The organism is Rugamonas rubra, from assembly GCF_900114705.1.
GTDB lineage: Bacteria > Pseudomonadota > Gammaproteobacteria > Burkholderiales > Burkholderiaceae_D > Rugamonas > Rugamonas rubra.
The window spans coordinates 71577-88080 of record NZ_FOTW01000022.1 but is presented as its reverse complement, the minus strand read 5'-3'; the positions used below and the strand labels follow the sequence as shown (position 1 = coordinate 88080).

10 protein-coding genes are annotated in these 16504 nt (G+C 69.2%); 3 read left to right on the top strand and 7 right to left on the bottom strand.

All coding sequences use genetic code 11. From position 1 onward, the window contains the following. Positions 1-103: 103 nt before the first annotated feature. From BM252_RS21865 to BM252_RS21855, 3 genes are all read right to left on the bottom strand, one after another. Entirely contained in the window at positions 104-1876 is a 1773-nt protein-coding gene (locus tag BM252_RS21865; protein ID WP_093389792.1) for a DUF885 domain-containing protein, read from the bottom strand. A gap of 57 nt (positions 1877-1933) precedes the next feature. Continuing rightward, the gene (locus tag BM252_RS21860; protein WP_093389791.1) at positions 1934-4144 is read right to left on the bottom strand and encodes a two-component system response regulator; all 2211 of its coding nucleotides are present in this window, start codon (positions 4142-4144) and stop codon (positions 1934-1936) included. Between the two features lie 121 nt (positions 4145-4265). Beyond that, positions 4266-6824, bottom strand: a complete 2559-nt coding sequence (locus tag BM252_RS21855) for an ATP-binding protein (protein ID WP_245774380.1) — start codon at positions 6822-6824, stop codon at positions 4266-4268. Positions 6825-7052: 228 nt separating this feature from the next. Here BM252_RS21855 and BM252_RS21850 point away from each other — a divergent pair, with 228 nt between their 5' ends. The 3 genes from BM252_RS21850 to BM252_RS21840 are packed head-to-tail and all read left to right on the top strand — an operon-like array spanning position 7053 to position 8329. Further along, on the top strand, positions 7053-7841 hold the full coding sequence (locus tag BM252_RS21850) for a CHRD domain-containing protein (protein ID WP_093389789.1): 789 nt from the start codon (positions 7053-7055) through the stop codon (positions 7839-7841). Between the two features lie 10 nt (positions 7842-7851). After that, on the top strand, positions 7852-8076 hold the full coding sequence (relB, locus tag BM252_RS21845; RefSeq protein ID WP_093389788.1) for a type II toxin-antitoxin system RelB family antitoxin: 225 nt from the start codon (positions 7852-7854) through the stop codon (positions 8074-8076). After that, positions 8060-8329 carry a type II toxin-antitoxin system RelE family toxin gene (locus tag BM252_RS21840; RefSeq protein WP_093389787.1) on the top strand — a complete coding sequence of 90 codons (270 nt, stop codon included), beginning with the start codon at positions 8060-8062 and terminating at the stop codon, positions 8327-8329. Before relB ends, BM252_RS21840 begins: the two co-directional genes overlap by 17 nt. 16 nt (positions 8330-8345) lie before the next feature. On the opposite strand, the gene BM252_RS21835 is transcribed toward BM252_RS21840, so the two are convergent. The 4 genes from BM252_RS21835 to BM252_RS21820 all read right to left on the bottom strand — a co-directional run bounded on the left by BM252_RS21835 (position 8346) and on the right by BM252_RS21820 (position 16504). Continuing rightward, positions 8346-10010, bottom strand: coding sequence for a SulP family inorganic anion transporter (locus BM252_RS21835; RefSeq protein ID WP_093389786.1), 1665 nt, complete (start codon positions 10008-10010; stop codon positions 8346-8348). An 89-nt stretch (positions 10011-10099) separates the two neighbouring features. Next, positions 10100-11578, bottom strand: coding sequence for a GGDEF domain-containing protein (locus tag BM252_RS21830; RefSeq protein WP_093389785.1), 1479 nt, complete (start codon positions 11576-11578; stop codon positions 10100-10102). A 257-nt stretch (positions 11579-11835) separates the two neighbouring features. Then, entirely contained in the window at positions 11836-13320 is a 1485-nt protein-coding gene (locus BM252_RS21825) for an efflux transporter outer membrane subunit (protein ID WP_093389784.1), read from the bottom strand. A 1-nt stretch (position 13321) separates the two neighbouring features. Continuing rightward, positions 13322-16504, bottom strand: a complete 3183-nt coding sequence (locus tag BM252_RS21820) for an efflux RND transporter permease subunit (RefSeq protein WP_093389783.1) — start codon at positions 16502-16504, stop codon at positions 13322-13324.

Genomic DNA, 16504 nt, shown 5'->3' with positions numbered 1-16504 from the left:
TGCCGCCGGCTAGGCGGCGGCAGCGGATTCTAGCTATTTATTCATAGGAAGAAATACGCGAATTGTCACACACATGTTAAATACCCGCGCTGAGCGGCCGCGCTCAGTCCTGCTTCGGATACGGGCTCTTGCCGCCCTCGGCGATGAAGGCGTCGATGCGCGCCTCCAGCACCGGCAGCGGCACCGAACCGAGTTGCAGCACGGTGTCGTGGAAGTGGCGGATGTCGAACTTGGCGCCCAGCGCCGCCTCGGCCTTGCGGCGCGCTTTGAAGATGGCCATCTCGCCCAGGTAGTAGGACAGCGCCTGGCCCGGCCAGGAGATGTAGCGGTCCACCTCGGTCTCGATCTCGTGCTCGGACAGCGCCGTGTTGTCGTGCAAATAGGCCTGCGCCTGGGCCCGCGTCCAGCCCTTGGCGTGGATGCCGGTGTCGACCACCAGGCGCGCGGCGCGCCAGGCCTGGTAGCTGAGCATGCCGAAGGTCTCGTACGGCGTCTCGTAGATGCCCATCTCGCTGCCCAGCCGCTCCGCGTACAGCGCCCAGCCCTCGCCGTAGGCCGAGATGTAGGCGCGGCGGAACGGCGGCCGGCCCTTCTGCTCCATCGCCACCGGCATCTGGAAGGCGTGGCCGGGGGCCGACTCGTGCAGCGTCAGCGCCGGCAGGCTGTACAGCGCGCGCGCCGGCAGGTTGTAGGTGTTGACCAGGTAGACGCCCGGCCCGCCCCGGCCCGAGGTGTAGAACGGCGCCAGGTCGGCCGGCACCGGGGTGATGGCGAAGCGGCGCCGTGGCAGGTAGCCGAAGTACTGCTCGGCCTTGGCGTCGAACTTCTTGGCGATGTGGGCGGCGCGCATCATCAGCTCCTCCGGCGTGCGCGCGTAGAAGCGCGGGTCGGTGCGCAGGAACTGCAGGAAGGCCGGCAGCTCGCCGGCGAAGCCGGTCTGGCGGATGGTCTCGCCCATCTCGGCGCGGATCTTGGCCATCTCGTCGAGGCCGATCTGGTGGATCTGCACCGCGCTCAGCGCCGTGGTGGTGTACTCGACGATCTTGGCCTGGTAGTAGGCCTTGCCGTCGGGCAGGCTCTCGGCGGCCAGCGCCTCCTGCGCCCGCGGCACATACTCCTCGCGCATGAAGCGCAGCAGCGCGCCATAGGCCGGCTGCACGGCCTCGCCGATCACCTTGGCGGCGGCGGCGCGCAGCGCCGCCTGCTCGGCCGCCGGGATGGTCGCCGGCATCTGCTTGAACGGCGTGTAGAACACCGTGTCCTGCGCCGTCTTGGCCTCGGTCACCGAGCTGATCGAGGCGTCGCGCCCGCTCAGCGTGACCTTCGGCGGCGTGAAGCCGCGCCGCAGGCCGGCGCGCATGTTGGCCGTCTCCTCGCCGAAGTAGCGCGGCACGTCGGCCAACTGCTTGAGGTAGTCGCGGTACTCGGCGGCCTTGCTGAAGTGCTTGCGCGCGCCGTCGGCCAGGTTCGACCAGAAGGCCGAGTCGGCGTTGAGCGGCTTCTCGAACTCGCGGAAGCGCTGGTCGGCGACGAACACGGCGATCTGCGCGCGGTAGACCGCGTAGTTGACCCGCTCGGCGGCCGACAGGCTGGCCGGGGCGATGCCGTCGAGGCGCTTCAACACGCCCTGCCAGTAGGCCAGGCGGGCCCGCTGGGTGGCCGGGTCGACCCGTGGCAGGTCGGGCCGCACGCCGTTGTCGTCGTCCTCCTCGTCCTCCAGGTGCTGGCCCAGCCGCCATTGCCACTCCTGCGTGTAGATCGCCTTGAAGCGGGCGTCGGCCCGGCCGGCGCCCTGGGCGGCGGCCGCTTGCGCCGGGGCGGCGGCGGCCAACAATATGCATGCGCCGGCGAGGGCGGCGGCTAACTTCTTATCCATGGTTCTCCTGTGGGTGACAACGAACGAAGACGGCGGCGGCCCGGTCGGGCGCGCCGCCTACTGGTCGAACAGCTTGCGCGGTTGGCGCAGCAGCGCGGTGAAGGCCGGCGCGGCGAGCGGACGGCTGAAGTAGTAGCCTTGCATCTCGTCGCAGCCGCGCTCGGCCAGGAAGTCGACCTGGGCCCGCGTCTCGACGCCCTCGGCGATGACGCGCAGGTTCAGGTTGTGCGCCAGCGAGATCACCGACAGCGCGATGGCGGCGTCGTTGGCGTTGGTGGTGACGTCGTCGACGAAGGACTTGTCGATCTTCAGCACGTCGATCGGGAAGCGCTTCAGGTAGCCCAGGCTGGAATAGCCGGTGCCGAAGTCGTCGAGCGAGATCGAGACGCCGATGTCCTTCAGGCACTTGAGCGCGGCGACCGCCTTGTCCGGGTCGCCCATCACCGTGCCCTCGGTGATCTCCAGGCCCAGGTTGGCCGGCGCGACGCCGAAGCGGCGCAGGGTGGCCTCGACGAAGGCCACCGTGTTGTCGTGGCCGAACTGGCCGGCCGACAGGTTGACGGCCACCTTGATGTCGCCCAGGCCCTCGTCGTGCCACAGCTTGATCTGTGCGCAGACGCTCTCGAGCACCCACTCGCCGATGGCGGTGACCATGCCGTACTCCTCGGCCAGCGGGATGAAGCGGTTGGGCGGCACCTTGCCCAGTACCGGGTTGTCCCAGCGCAGCAGCGCCTCGGCGCCCAGCAGCTCGCCGGTGCGCAGGCACATCTGCGGCTGGTAGTGCACCTCGAACTCGTCGCGCGCGATGGCGCCGCGCAGCTGCGCCTGGATCGCCAGCTTGTCGCGGATCTCGGCGTCCATCCGCTCGGTGAAGAAGGCGTAGTGGTCGCGCCCGGTCTCCTTGGCGCGGAACAGCGCCGTGTCGGCGTTGCGCACCAGCTCGTCGAGGTCGACCCCGTCGCTCGGGCTGACGGCGATGCCGATGCTCGAGGTCAGCGAGATCTGCTGGCCGCCGATGGCCAGCTCGCGCCGCAGCCCGGCCAGCACGCGCTGCGCCAGCGCCAGCGTGCGGCCCAGCGCGACGTCGTCCTGCAGGATGATCTGGAACTCGTCGCCGCCCTGGCGGGTGACGGTGTCGCCCTCGCCCACCGCCTGGCTGAGGAAGCGCGCCACCACCTGCAGCGCCTGGTCGCCGACCTGCGGGCCGAAGGAGTCGTTGATGCTCTTGAAGCGGTCCAGGTCGAGGCACATCACCGCCACGCACTGGCCCTCGCGGCGCGCCGCCGCCATGGTGTTCTCGAAGCGCTGGCGCGCCAACAGGCGGTTGGGCAGGCCGGTCAGGGCGTCGTGGTTGGAGAGGAAGTCGATCAGGTGCTGCTCGGCCTTGCGTTCGGTGATGTCCATGAACACGGCGACGTAGTTGACCACGGCGCCGGCGCCGTCCTTGACGCAGGAGACGCTGAGCAGGCCGGGGTAGGTGTCGCCGCTCTTGCGCCGCGCCAGGATCTCGCCCGACCAGTGCGCCGTCGTCTGCAGCGCCTGCAGCAGCAGTTGCAGGGCGGGCGCGTTCTGCTCGCCGGCGTGCAGCAGGCGCACGCTCTGCCCCACCACCTCGGCCGCGCTGTAGCCGGAGATGCGGGTGAAGGCCGGGTTGCTGGCGGCGATGACGCCGGCCGTGTCGGTGATGACGATGGCGTCCTGGGTCGCCTCGAACACTTGGCCGGCCAGGCGCAGGAACTCCTCGTTGGCGCGGCGCCGCCCGACCTCCTGCTCGAGCGAGGCGGCCAGCTCGGCCAGCTCGGCGGTGCGCTCGGCGACGCGCTGCTCGAGCAGGCCGCGCTCGGCCGCCAACGCCTTCTGCGCCCGGCCCAGGCGCACGTGGGCGTCGGTGCGGGCCAGGATCTCCTCGCTCTGGAAGGGCTTGGGGATGAAGTCGACGGCGCCCAGCGCGAAGCCGCGCACCTTGTCGTCGGTGTCGTGCTGGGCCGACAGGAAGATCACCGGCACCTGGCGCAGCTCGGCCGACTCGGACTGCTTGAGCCGGCGGCACACCTCGAAGCCGTCGATGCCGGGCATGCGGATGTCGAGCAGGATCAGCTCGGGCGGGCGCGACTGCGCCGTCCACAGCGCCAGCTCGCCGTTGGGCGCCTGCCGCACGTAGTAGCCGGCCTCGGTCAGCAGGTCGCTCAGCAGCTTGAGCGAGGCCGGCGTGTCCTCGACGATCAGCACTTCGCCCTTGGTGTGTTGTTCCGACAAATCCCGATGCATGTAGCGCTCTTTCTGCCTAAAATCGATCCAAACAGGGTGTTCCACCCGCCATCATATACCGCCCCGGCCGGGCGCAGCCGGACGGCCGCCCGGCAGCCCAGACCATCAGGCGCTCAGGCGCTCAGGCGCTCAGGGCCAGCGGCCCGGCCTCCTCCAGCAGCGCGCACAGCTGCGGGTACTGGTGCAGCCGCAGCATGTGCTCGATGCGGCCGACCAGCACGGCCTGCTCGGCCGGCAAGGGCTCGAGCAGCGCCGCCACGCGCGCCAGGTTGAGCTCGCGCACGGCGCCGCGCAGGCTGGCGCGCAGCGCCGCCGGCAGCGCGGCCAGGTCGGCGCGCGACAGCGGCCCGCCGGGCAGCCCGGCGCCGTGGCTGGGCCGGCGCAGGAAGTGCAGGCCGAGCTGCTGCTCGAGCAGCAGGTACAGCGCCTCCTGCTCGACCGGCTTGCGCATGAACTCGTCGGCGCCGGCCTGCAGCGCCTCCGCGCGCTCCTCGGCGTAGGCCGAGGCGGTCAGCATGACGATGCGCGGCTGCACGACGGCGCCGTTGGCGCGGATGCGCCGGGTCGCCTCCAGGCCGTCGAGCTCGGGCATGCGCCAGTCCATGAACACCAGCTCGGGGCCCCACTGGTCGACCTCGGCCAGCGCCCGCAGGCCGTCGCCGGCGCTGCGCAGCTCGAAGCCGAGCGGGCCGAGCAGGCTGCGCAACAGGGCGCAGCCGTCCTCGTTGTCGTCGACGATCAGGATGCGCCGGCCGCGCTGCTCGGCCGCCAGCGCCGCCACCTCGAGGCCCGGCTCGAGCGGCAGGCTGCTGGCCACCTCGACCGGAATGGCGAACTGGAAGCAGGCGCCGTGGCCCGGCGTCGACTGCACCGTCAGCTGGCCGCCCATCAGCGCGACGAACTCGCGCGAGATGGTCAGGCCCAGCCCGGTGCCCTCGCGCGCGCCGCCGCTGCCGGCCTGGATGAAGGGCTCGAAGATGCGCTGCTGGTCCTCGGCGGCGATGCCGGGGCCGGTGTCGAGCACCGCGCAGGACAGCTCGCAGTGGCCGCCGCGCTGGGCGCCGCGCACCCGCAGGGTGACGCTGCCGCGCTCGGTGAACTTGACCGCGTTCGACATCAGGTTGAGCAGCACCTGGCGCAGCTTGGTGCCGTCGACGCGGGCGCCGGCCGGCATGCCGGCGCAGTCGAGCACCAGCTCGACGCCGCCCTGGCCGGCGCGCATGCTGACCATGTCCATCACCTCCTGCATCATCTCGGCCAGGTTGACCACCTCGGTCTGCAGCACGGCGCGCCCGGCCTCGACCTTGGACAGCTCGAGGATGTCGTTGATCAAGGTCAGCAGGTGGTGGCCGGAACGGTGGATGATGGCCAGGTTGCGCTTCTCGTCGGGCAGCATGTTCTTCGAGTCGGCCATCAGGCGCGAGAAGCCGATCACCGAGTTGAGCGGGGTGCGCAGCTCGTGGCTCATGTTGGCCAGGAAGATGCTCTTGGCCTGGTTGGCCGCCTGCGCCTGCAGCACCGCCACCGACAGCGCGGCGGTGCGCTCGGCCACCAGCTCCTCGAGGTGGATGCGGTGGCGCCGCAGCTCCTGCTCGGCCACCTTGTGCGCGGTGATGTCGTAGTTGACGCCGACCATGCGCACCGGCCGCCCCTCGCCGTCGCGGAAGGTCATCGCGTCGGCCTTGATGAAGTGGACGCTGGCGTCGTCCCAGATGATGCGGCATTCGATGTCGAACTCGCCGTCGCCGGCCAGCGCCTGGTCGAGCATGGCGCGGGCCGGGATGGCGTCGTCCGGGTGGACCATGCGGACGAACAGCTCGAAGGGCTTGTCGACGCGCTGGCCCTCCTGGCCGTACAGGCGGTACATCTGCTCGTCCCACACCACCTCGCCGGTGAGGATGTTCCAGTCCCAGATGCCGATCGCCGCCGCGCTGCTGGCGATCTGCAGCCGCTCCTCGCTGGCGTGCATGGCGACGTAGCGGCTGTCGAGCAGGGCGACCATCTCGCGGATCGAGCTGTTGAGCGTGCGCAGCTCGCCGAAGAACCAGTCGCGCGGCGGCGCCGCGCCCGGGTTCAGGCCGGCCTTGACGTTGGCGGCGTAGCGGCCGATGGTGGTCAGCGGCTTGAGGATCAACTGCCACAGCAACAGGTACAGGCTGAGCACCAGCGTCACGTCGAGCACCAGGATCATGCCGCCGATGGCGTACAGGCGCTGGCGCAGCTGCTCGAGCAGCACCTCCGGCGAGGCGTAGACGCTGATGCTGCCGATGGTCTGGCCGCCGGCGTTGATCGGCCGCTTCTCCACCAGCAGCTCGGCGCCGGCCGGCAGCTGCTCGGCGGCGTCGAGCTGGCCGGCGGCGTTGCGGACCAGGATGTAGGGATGCTTGCTCGAGCTCGGCTGCACCACGCTGGCGTGCAGGTCGCGGTTGCTCAGGCCGCTCTTCATGATGGTGACGATCTGCGTCTCGTCGAAGTTCCAGGCCGGCAGCGCCACCGCCACGGCCAGCTCGTCGGCGCTGGTCGACAGCGTCCTGTGCAGCTGCTGCCAGCGCTGCGCCTTCTCCAGCTCGTAGAAATACAGGGCGAAGGTGGTCAACACCACCGTCACCACGGCGGTCAGCGCGACGCTGACGAACAGCGCGATGGAGATGCGGCCGGAACGGCTAGCGGGCGGGTTCAATATGGTGGGCCGATTCAGGTGGGGTTGCCGGATGATCCATGTTCTTGCCCAAATCATAGGTTCTATTGCCGGGCAAGTCCAATTAATTGTTGCCCGGGAGGATCATCCGGCGACAGCGCTGTCGGCGCGCTTGACAAACCCCGGCCCGGGCCGTCCGCCGCCCGGGCGCGGCGGCGCTGGCGCGCTTTTCGCTTTCACCGAACTCAGCCAGCCAACCAGGAGACCGCCATGGACCGCACCGCCCGCCCCGCCAGCCTGTTCAACCTGCTCAGCGTGCTCAACCCGGCCAAGCCGGCCGGGCTGCTGCTCCGCCCGGCCCGGTCCGCGCGCCCCGCTGCCGCGCCGAGCGCCGCCGCGCCGCTCGCCTGCCCTACCCTCCGGCGCCGGCCGTGCCGCCGGGGCCGGCCGCTCGGCGCCACCGCCTCCCTGGCCTTTGCCGCCCTGCTCTGCGCCGGCCCGGCCAACGCCAACCTGCTGACCTACAGCGCCGTGCTGTCCGGCGCCAACGAGGTGCCGGCCAACGCCTCGCCGGGCGGCGGCAACGTGCTGCTGGTGATCGACGACCAGGCCGACACCATGCACCTTGAAGTGAGCTTCTCCGGCCTGCTGGGGCAGACCGGCGCCGCCCACATCCACTGCTGCACGGCGGCCCCGCAGGCCGGCAACGCCGGCGTCGCCACGCCGGTGCCCAGCTTCCCCGGCTTCCCCGCCGGCGTCACCGTGGGCAGCTACGCCGCCAATTTCAACCTCGGCAACCCGTCCGCCTACAACCCGGCCTTCGTCACCGCCCTGGGCGGCGTCGGCAACGCCCGCGACGCCCTGCTGGCCGGCCTGGCCGACCGCAGCGCCTACTTCAACATCCACACCAGCCTGTTCCCGGCCGGCGAGATACGCGGCTTCCTCGTGCTGCAACAAGAGATCCCCGAACCGGGCGCGCTGGCCCTGCTCGGCATCGGCCTGGCGGCGCTGGGCTATACTTGTAAATCACGCAGGGATTTACCTATTCCCCGCATCTGAGGAGCACACCATGCTGGCGATTCGCCTACCGGAAGAGATCGAGGCCCGGCTCGACAAGCTTGCCAAGCGCACCGGGCGCAGCAAGACATTTCATGCCCGAGAAGCTATCTTGAAGCATCTGGACGATCTGGAAGACCTGTATTTGGCGGAGCAAATCGTCCGACGTATTCGTAGCGAAGAAGAGCACACCGCCACGTTAGACGATGTCGAGGCGCGCCTTGGTCTGGCGGATTAGCTTCTCGGCCAGCGCAGAGAAACAGCTCGGAAAACTGGATCGCCCGGTCGCGCAACGCATACTTACCTTCCTGCGCGAACGGGTGGCCGTTCTCGACGATCCGCGCGCCATCGGTGAAGCCCTCCACGGCGGCGAGTTGGGGGAATTCTGGAGATATCGGGTCGGCGACTGGCGCCTTATCTGCGAGATTCAGGACAAGAAAATTCTGATCACCGTCCTAAGCCTTGGCAATCGGCGCGAAGTGTATCGCTAAGCGCCGGAACGGGGTATCACTCCACCACAAGAAAACGCTGCAACTCGTCGCAAGCCATCGCCGTGCTGAGGAACAAGCGTCCGTTCAAGCGCGCCAACAACTCGCTGTGGCGCAGCCGGTCCAGCACCGGCCCCTTCACCTCGGCCAGATGGACGCCGATGCCGCGCCGCTTCAAATTCTCGTTCAGCTCGCCCAGCGCGAACAGCGCCGTGGTGTCGATCGAGCTGACCGCCGACATCACCAGCACCAGGTGGCGCGTGCCGGGGTGGCCGCGCAGCTCCTCCTCGACCCGCTCGCTGACCGCCTCGGCGTTGCCGAAGAACAGGTTGGCGTCGACCCGCAGCATCAGCAAGCCCGGCTGCGTCTCGGCCGGATAGCGCTCGATGTTGCGGAAATGCTCGCTGCCGGCGATGCGCCCCAGCACCGCGATGTGCGGCCGGCTGGCGCGCCAGATCAGGGTGCCCATCGACAGCGCCACGCCGATCACCACGCCGGCCTCGACGCCCAGCGCCAGCACGCCGACGCCGCTGGCCAGCCAGGCGGCGGCGTCGCCACGGTCGTAGCGCCAGGCCAGGCGCAGGGTGTCGAACTCCAGCATGCCGAGCACGGCGACGATGATGGTGGCGGCCAGCGTCGGCAGCGGCAGCAGCGCCAGCCAGCCGGTCGGCGCCACCAGCGCGCCGGCCAGCAGCAGCGAGGTGAACACGCTGGCCAGCGGCGTGTTGGCGCCGGCGGCGAAGTTGACGGCCGAGCGCGAGATGCTGCCGGTGACGGGGAAGCCGCCGCTCAGCGCGCTGGCGACGTTGGCCGCGCCCAGGCCGACCAGCTCGTGGTTGCTGAGCAGCTTCTCGTTGCGCTTGAGCGCCAGCGTCTGCGCCGCCGACATGCTCATCAAAAAGACGATGAAGCCGATCAGCAGGCCCGGCTGCAACAGCGGCCTCCAGTGCGCCGCCGAGATCGCCAGGTTCAGCCCCGGCAGGCCGGCCGGCACCGCGCCGGTCAGGCGCACGCCGCGCGCCGGCAAATCCGACCAGGCCATCAGCGCCGTGGCGGTCAGCACCACCAGCATCGGCGCCAGCCGCGCGCCGATCTCGGCGGCCGCCGTCGGCAGGCCGCAGCGGCGCAGCAGCGCCGCCATGTAGCGCTTGGCCAGCAGCAGCGCCAGCAGCGAGGCGCCGCCCAGCAGCGCGCTGGGGGCGTGGACTTGCAGCTTCGACAAATCATGCAGCGCGTCGGCGCCCAGCAGCGCGTGCAGCTGGCCGAGGGCGATGACGACGGCCGAGCCGAAGGTGAAGCCGCCCATCACCGGGCGCGAGAAGAAGTTGGCCAGGAAGCCCATGCGCAGCGCGCCGCACAGCAGCAGCACGGCGCCGGCCACCAGCGCCAGCTGGGCCGCCAGCACGGTGTACAGGCCGGAGCCGGCCGCCGCCAGCGGGCCGATCACCGCCGCCGTCATCAAGGAGACGATGGCCATCGGGCCGACCGACTGCGTCATGCTGCTGCCGAACAGGGCGTACACCAGCGGCGGCAGGATGCTGGCGTAGATGCCGGCCACCGGCGGCAGGCCGGCGACGATGGCGTAGGCCATGCCCTGCGGGATCATCATCATTGCCACCACCAGGCCGGCGCTGATGTCGCCCGGCAACTGGGCGCGCCGGTAATGCCTTAACCATTGAAGCATGTCGAATCCATGACGCTGAAAACCGCCAGCGTACGCCATCGGAGCGAACTGGTCTAGACATGGCGGCGCCGCGCCGCCGATCCGGCCGCCTACGGCATCGCCAGCTCGACGCAGTTGCGGCCGGAGCGCTTGGCGCGGTGCAGCGCGGCGTCGAGCCGCTCGAGCACGGCGCTGACGCCCTCGTCCGGCGCCACCTGCGCCACCGCCAGGCTGATGGTGACGGTGTCGCAGCCGGGCAGCTCGGTGTCGGCGATGGTGGCGCGCAGCTTCTCGGCCAGCTTGAGCGCGTCGACCGCGCCGGTGTGGGTGGCGACGATCATGAACTCCTCGCCGCGCATGCGCGCCAGCGTGTCGGAGGTGCGCAGCCGGGCCGAGACGGTGCCGGCCACCACGCGCAGCGCCTGATCGCCGATGGGATAGCCGTACAGGTCGTTGACGGAGCGGAAGTTGTCGATGTCGAAGGAGATCGCCGCCAGCTCCAGGCCGTAGCGGCGGGCGCGGCGGATCTCGTTGTCGAGGATCTCCTCGCCCTTGCGCCGGTTGGCCGCGCCGGTCAGCGCGTCGACCGTGCTCATCTGCGTCAGCTTGCCGGCCAGCGCGTCGTTCTGGTGCTTCAGCTCGCTCATCCCCAGCGCGAAGCTGACGAACTGCGCCAGGCTGGCGAAGCAGGCGAACTGCTCGCGCGAGAACTGCAGGTGGCGGTCGAACATGAAGCTGATGGCGCCCTGCACCGGGCCGCCCGGCTCGTTGCGCAGCGGCAACGCCAAGACCATCTGCACGTCGCGGTCGTGCAGGCTCAGCGCCAGCTCCGGGTCGCCGGCCTTCTCCGGCGCGTCCAGCAGCACCATCTCGCCCGTCGCCACGGCCAGCAGCGGCGGGAAGATCTCGTGCAGCGGCGACTGCAGCAGGCGGTCGCGCCGGCCCATCAGGCGGCCGATGTCGAGGTGGTTGCGCGACTCCTGCGCCATCAGCTGCAGGTCGCCGCGCTCCTTCATGTGCAGCAGCGCCGTGTGGCGCACGCCGGGGAAGCTGCACAGCGCCAGGCAGACCTGCGAGGCCATGATGCCGATCTCGTCGATGCTGCCCAGCGCGCGCTGCAGGCTGCGCTGGATGGTCAGCAGGTCGCGCAGCTCCTTCTCCTTGTCGAGCAACACCTGCTGGGCCGCGGCGGCCGCGTCCAGCGGCGCGGCCAGCGCCTGGCGCACCGCCTGCTGCGTCTCGGCGGCCAGGATGGGCGTGATGCGGTAGTGCAGCGGGCCGCAGGCCATCAGCTCGGGCAGCCAGCAGCTGCTCACGTAGGGGCACAGCACCAGCGTCGGCGCGCCGTTGCGGCCACGGATCAGCGCGCCCACGGCGGCCAGCTCGACCGCCCCCTCGAAGCCGCCCAGGTCGACCACCATCAGGTCGACCTTCTGCCGGCCGAGGCTGGCCACGGCCGTGTCGATGGTGTCGGCCAGCAGCAAACGGCCGAACATCTCACCGCATTCGGACTGGAACGCCGTGCGGCGCTCGCCGGCCAGGTTGAGGAACAAGCCGACGTGGTCGCGTCGGCTATCGGGATCGGCCATGTCTCATCTCCGGCAAAGTGCGTTTTTATTGGAATGGAATGCTTCATAGTGTGCCATAAAGTTCATAGTTGGCAACCTTTTTTATGTTACGCGGCCGCCTCGCCCGCCCCGGCTCTTTGCCTGTGGCGGCGTTGGGCGCCGCCACGGGCTTAACTTGGCGACAGACGCAGCGCCCCCCGGCTTTCGCACGCCGGCGCGGAAATGAAAAACGGCGGACGCTCGCGCGTCCGCCGTTTTTCGTTTACCACCAACTAGACTTACTGCGCCGCGCTATCCCAGCCGCCGCCCAGCGAGCGGATCAGCGCCACCGTGGTGACGGCGCGGTTGCCGCGCAGTTGCACCGCGCTGCGCTCGACGCTGGCCAGGTTGCGCTGCGCGTCCAGCAGGTCCAGATAGCTGGAGCGGCCGGCCGTGTACAGCTTCTGCGCCAGGTCGGCCGAGCGGCGCGCCGACACCACGGCGTCGTCGATCTGCGCCGTCTGGCCGGCCAAAATGCGCAGGCCGGCCAGGTTGTCCTCGACCTCGGCGAAGGCCGTCAGCACGCTTTGGCGATAGCTGCCGACCGACTCCTCCAACGCCGCCTCGCTGCGCGTGACGTTGGCCTTGTTGCGGCCGCCGTCGATCAGCGGCATCGACATCAGCGCGCCCAGCAGCCAGGAGCGGCTACTCCACTTGAACACGTCCGAGAAGGTGTCCGACACGCCGCCGCCGTTGGCGTTCAGGGTCAGCGCAGGGAACATGGCGGCGCGGGCCAGGCCGATGCGGGCGTTGGCCGCCTCCATGGTGCGCTGGGCGGCGGCGATGTCCGGCCGGCGCTCCAGCAATGTCGACGGCATGCCCTGCGGGATGGTCGGCAGCAGCGCCGTGTCCAGCAGCGGGCTGGCGCCGGCCGTGAAGGCGGCCGCCGGTTTGCCCAGCAGGACCGCCAGCGCGTGCTCGGTGGTGACGCGCTGGCGTTGCAGGCCGATCGCCTCGGCGCGGCTGGTGGCCAGCTCGGTCTTGGCGCGCGCCAGGTCGAACTCGCCGATGTCGCCCAGGTCGAAGCGGCGCTGGTTGACCTTGACGTTCTCCTGGCGCAGCTCGACGGTGCGGTTCAGCGTCTCCAGCTCGGCGTCGGTGGCGCGCAGACGGAAGTAGGTCTGCGCCACGTCGGCCTGCACCGCCAGCAGCACCGAGCGGTAGGTCGCCTCGACCGAGGCGGCGTCGCTGCGGGCGGCGCTGACGTTGGAGCTGACGCGGCCGAACAGGTCGACCTCGTAGCTGGCCGTCAGGTTGGCCGAGTAGCTGGTGGCCGGGGCCACCGCGCTGCCCTGCGCCAGGCCGAGCGACTGCGCCGAGGCTCGGCTGCGCTGGGCGCCGACGCCGACGCCGATCTGCGGAACGCGGTCGGCCTCGGCCACGCCGGCGATGGCGCGGGCCTGCTTGACGCGGGCGGCCGCCACGGCCAGGTTGGCGTTGGCCTTGGTGGCCTCGCCGATCAGCCCGTTCAGGGCCGGGTCGTTGAAGGCCAGCCACCACTCGCCGCGCGGCTGGGCTTCGGCCGCCTTGGCCTGCTTCCACTTGCTGCCGTCGGCGGCGGTTTGCACCAGCGGCGTGGCCGGCGCCTGGTTTTCCTTGTAGGCGGCCGGCACGTCCATCTGCGGCTGCTTGAACTCCGGCGCGGCGCAGGCGCTCAGCAGCAGCGCCGCCGTCAGCGCCGACAGGGCCGGCGCCAGGCCTTGCGGTAATGTCATACGTTTCATATTAATGAGTCCCTTCCAGTTTCACCGCGACCGCATCGGCCGCGACGGATTTTTTCTCCAGGCGCTTGGCCAGGGTGCGCAGCAGCACGTAGAACACCGGCGTCAGGAACAGGCCGAAGAAGGTCACGCCCAGCATGCCGGCGAACACCGCCACACCCATCGCGTGGCGCATCTCGGAACCGGCGCCGTGCGAGAACACCAGCGGCACCACACCCATGATGAAGGCGATCGAGGTCATCAGGATCGGCCGCAGACGCAGGCGGCAGGCTTCCAGCGCGGCTTGCACCGTGGTGCGGCCGTGGTCTTCCAGCTCGCGGGCGAATTCGACGATCAGAATCGCGTTCTTCGACGCCAACCCGACCAGCACGAACAGCGCGATCTGGGTGAAGACGTTGTTGTCGCCGTGGGTCAGCTTGACGCCGATCAGGGCGCACAGGATGGACATCGGCACGATCAGGATCACCGCCAGCGGCAGGGTCCAGCTCTCGTATTGCGCGGCCAGCACCAGGAACACCAGCAGCACGCACAGCGGGAACACGTAGATCATCGTGTTACCGGACAGGATGTCCTGGTACACCAGCTCGGTCCACTCGTAGGTGACGCCCTTCGGCAGCACCTCGGCGGCGATCTTGGCCAGCTCGGCCTGCGCCTCGCCGGACGACACGCCGGGAGCCGGCGCGCCGTTCATCTCGGCCGAGACGTAGGCGTTGTAGCGCTGCACGCGGTCCGGGCCGTAGCTGTCCTTGACGCGCATCAGCGACGACAGCGGGATCATCTCGCCCTTGTCGCTGCGCACCTTGAGCTGGGCGATGTCCTCGGCGTGCGAGCGGAACTTGGCGTCGGCCTGGACGCGCACCTGGTAGGTGCGGCCAAACTGGTTGAAGTCGTTCACGTACAGCGAACCCAGGTTGATCTGCAGCGTTTGATAGATGGTCTGCAGCGGCACGCCCAATTGCTTGGCCTTGGCGCGGTCGACGTCGGCGAACAGCTGCGGCACGTTGATCTGGTAGCTGGAGAACACGCCGGCCAGTTTCGGATTCTGCCAGGCCTTCATCTGCACCGCCTGCACCGCCTTGTACAACTCGTCGTAGCCCAGGTTGCCACGGTCCTCGATCATCATCTTGAAGCCGCCCGTGGTGCCCAGGCCGTTGACCGGCGGCGGCGGGAAGACCATGATGAAGGCGTCCTGCACGGCGCCCATCTGCTTGTTCACCTCGGCGGCGATGGCGTCGCCGCTCTCGCTGGCCTTGGTGCGCTCGCCGAAGGGCTTCAGGGTGATGAAGACGATACCGGCGTTGGGCGCGTTGGTGAAGCCGTTGATCGACAGGCCGGGGAAGGCCACCGACGATTCCACGCCGGGGATCTTCATGGCGATGTCGGACATGCGGCGGATCACGCTGTCGGTGCGGTCGAGCGAGGCGGCGTCCGGCAGCTGGGCGAAGCCGACCAGGTACTGCTTGTCCTGCGCCGGCACGAAGCCCGGCGGCACGGCCTTGAACATGAAGGCGGCGGCGGCGGCCAACAAGATGTACACGCCGACCGAGGCGCCTTTGCGGCGCAACACGCCCTTGACGCCGCTCTCGTAGTTGCTCGAGGCGCGGTTGAAGAAGCGGTTGAACCAGTTGAAGAAGCGGCCGAACAGCTTGTCCATCAGGCGGGTCAGCGCGTCCTTCGGCGCGTCGTGCGGTTTCAGCAGCGCGGCGGCCAGGGCCGGCGCCAGGGTCAGCGAGCTGAAGGCCGAGATCACCGTCGAAATCGCGATGGTCAGGGCGAACTGCTTGTAGAACTGGCCGGACAGGCCGGAAACGAAGGCGATCGGCACGAACACGGCGCACAGCACCAGGGCGATGGCGACGATGGGACCGCTCACCTCTTTCATCGCCTGCAGCGTGGCGTCGCGCGGCGTCAGGCCGTTGGCGATGTTGCGCTCGACGTTCTCCACCACCACGATGGCGTCATCGACCACGATACCGATCGCCAGCACCAGCCCGAACAGCGACAGTGTGTTGATCGAGAAGCCGAAGCCGAGCATCACGGCAAACGTACCGATGATCGACACCGGCACCGCCAGCAGCGGGATGATCGAGGCGCGCCAGGTTTGCAGGAAGATGATCACCACCAGCACCACCAGGGCCACCGCCTCGAGCAGGGTATGGATGACGGCCTTGATCGATTCGCGCACGAACTGGGTCGGGTCGTACACCACGTCGTAGTCGACGCCTTGCGGGAAGTCCTTTTTCAACTCCGCCATTTTGGCGCGCACGTCGGCCGACAGCTGCAGGGCGTTGGCGTTGGGTGCTTCAAAGATGCCGATCGCCACCGCCGATTTGTTGTTCAGCAGTGAGCGAAGGGCGTAAGAGTTCGAGCCCAGCTCGACCCGTGCCACGTCCTTCAGGCGCGTCAGGGCGCCGTCCGCGTTGGTGCGCACGATGATCTCGCCAAACTCCTCGACCGATTGCAAACGGCCCTGGGTGTTGACGGTCAGCTGGAACTCGCTGTTTTTGTTGGGCGCCGCGCCGATCACACCGGCGGCGACCTGCACGTTCTGCTCGCGGATGGCGCCGACCACGTCGGCCGCCGTCATATTGCGCGCGGCGACCTTCTGTGGGTCGAGCCAGATCCGCATGGCGTAGTCGCCCGAGCCGAACAGATTGGTTTCGCCCATGCCGGGGATGCGCGCCAGCTGGTCCTTGACGTTCAGGATCGCGTAGTTGCGCAGGTACAGGTCGTCGTAACGGCCGTCCGGCGAGACCAGGTGGACCACCATGGTCAGGTTGGGCGAGGACTTCACGGTGGTCACACCGATCTGCCGCACCTCTTCCGGCAGCCGTGGCAGGGCGCGCTGGACGCGGTTTTGCACCTGCGTTTCAGCCTGCTCGACGTTGGTGCCGATCTTGAAGGTCACGGTCAGCATCAGCGAGCCGTCCGAGGTGCTTTGCGAGTCCATGTAGAGCATGTTCTCAACGCCGTTGATCTGCTCTTCCAGTGGCGCGGCCACGGTTTCGGCGATGATCTTCGGGTTGGCGCCCGGGTACTGGGCGCGCACCACCACCGAGGGCGGCACCACGTCCGGGTACTCCGAGATCGGCAGCTTGAAGATCGCAAGCAGGCCGGCCACGAAAATGATGATCGACAGTACAGCCGCGAAAATCGGCTTGTCGACAAAGAAGCGGGAAAAGTTCAT

Bases quoted from the DNA above. Each gene is read 5' to 3' on its own strand.
- BM252_RS21850 (WP_093389789.1), top strand. From the start codon at position 7,053: ATGGACCGCACCGCCCGCCCCGCCAGCCTGTTCAACCTGCTCAGCGTG.
- BM252_RS21835 (WP_093389786.1), bottom strand. From the start codon at position 10,010: ATGCTTCAATGGTTAAGGCATTACCGGCGCGCCCAGTTGCCGGGCGAC.
- relB (WP_093389788.1), top strand. From the start codon at position 7,852: ATGCTGGCGATTCGCCTACCGGAAGAGATCGAGGCCCGGCTCGACAAG.
- BM252_RS21825 (WP_093389784.1), bottom strand. From the start codon at position 13,320: ATGAAACGTATGACATTACCGCAAGGCCTGGCGCCGGCCCTGTCGGCG.
- BM252_RS21830 (WP_093389785.1), bottom strand. From the start codon at position 11,578: ATGGCCGATCCCGATAGCCGACGCGACCACGTCGGCTTGTTCCTCAAC.
- BM252_RS21860 (WP_093389791.1), bottom strand. From the start codon at position 4,144: ATGCATCGGGATTTGTCGGAACAACACACCAAGGGCGAAGTGCTGATC.
- BM252_RS21865 (WP_093389792.1), bottom strand. From the start codon at position 1,876: ATGGATAAGAAGTTAGCCGCCGCCCTCGCCGGCGCATGCATATTGTTG.
- BM252_RS21820 (WP_093389783.1), bottom strand. From the start codon at position 16,504: ATGAACTTTTCCCGCTTCTTTGTCGACAAGCCGATTTTCGCGGCTGTA.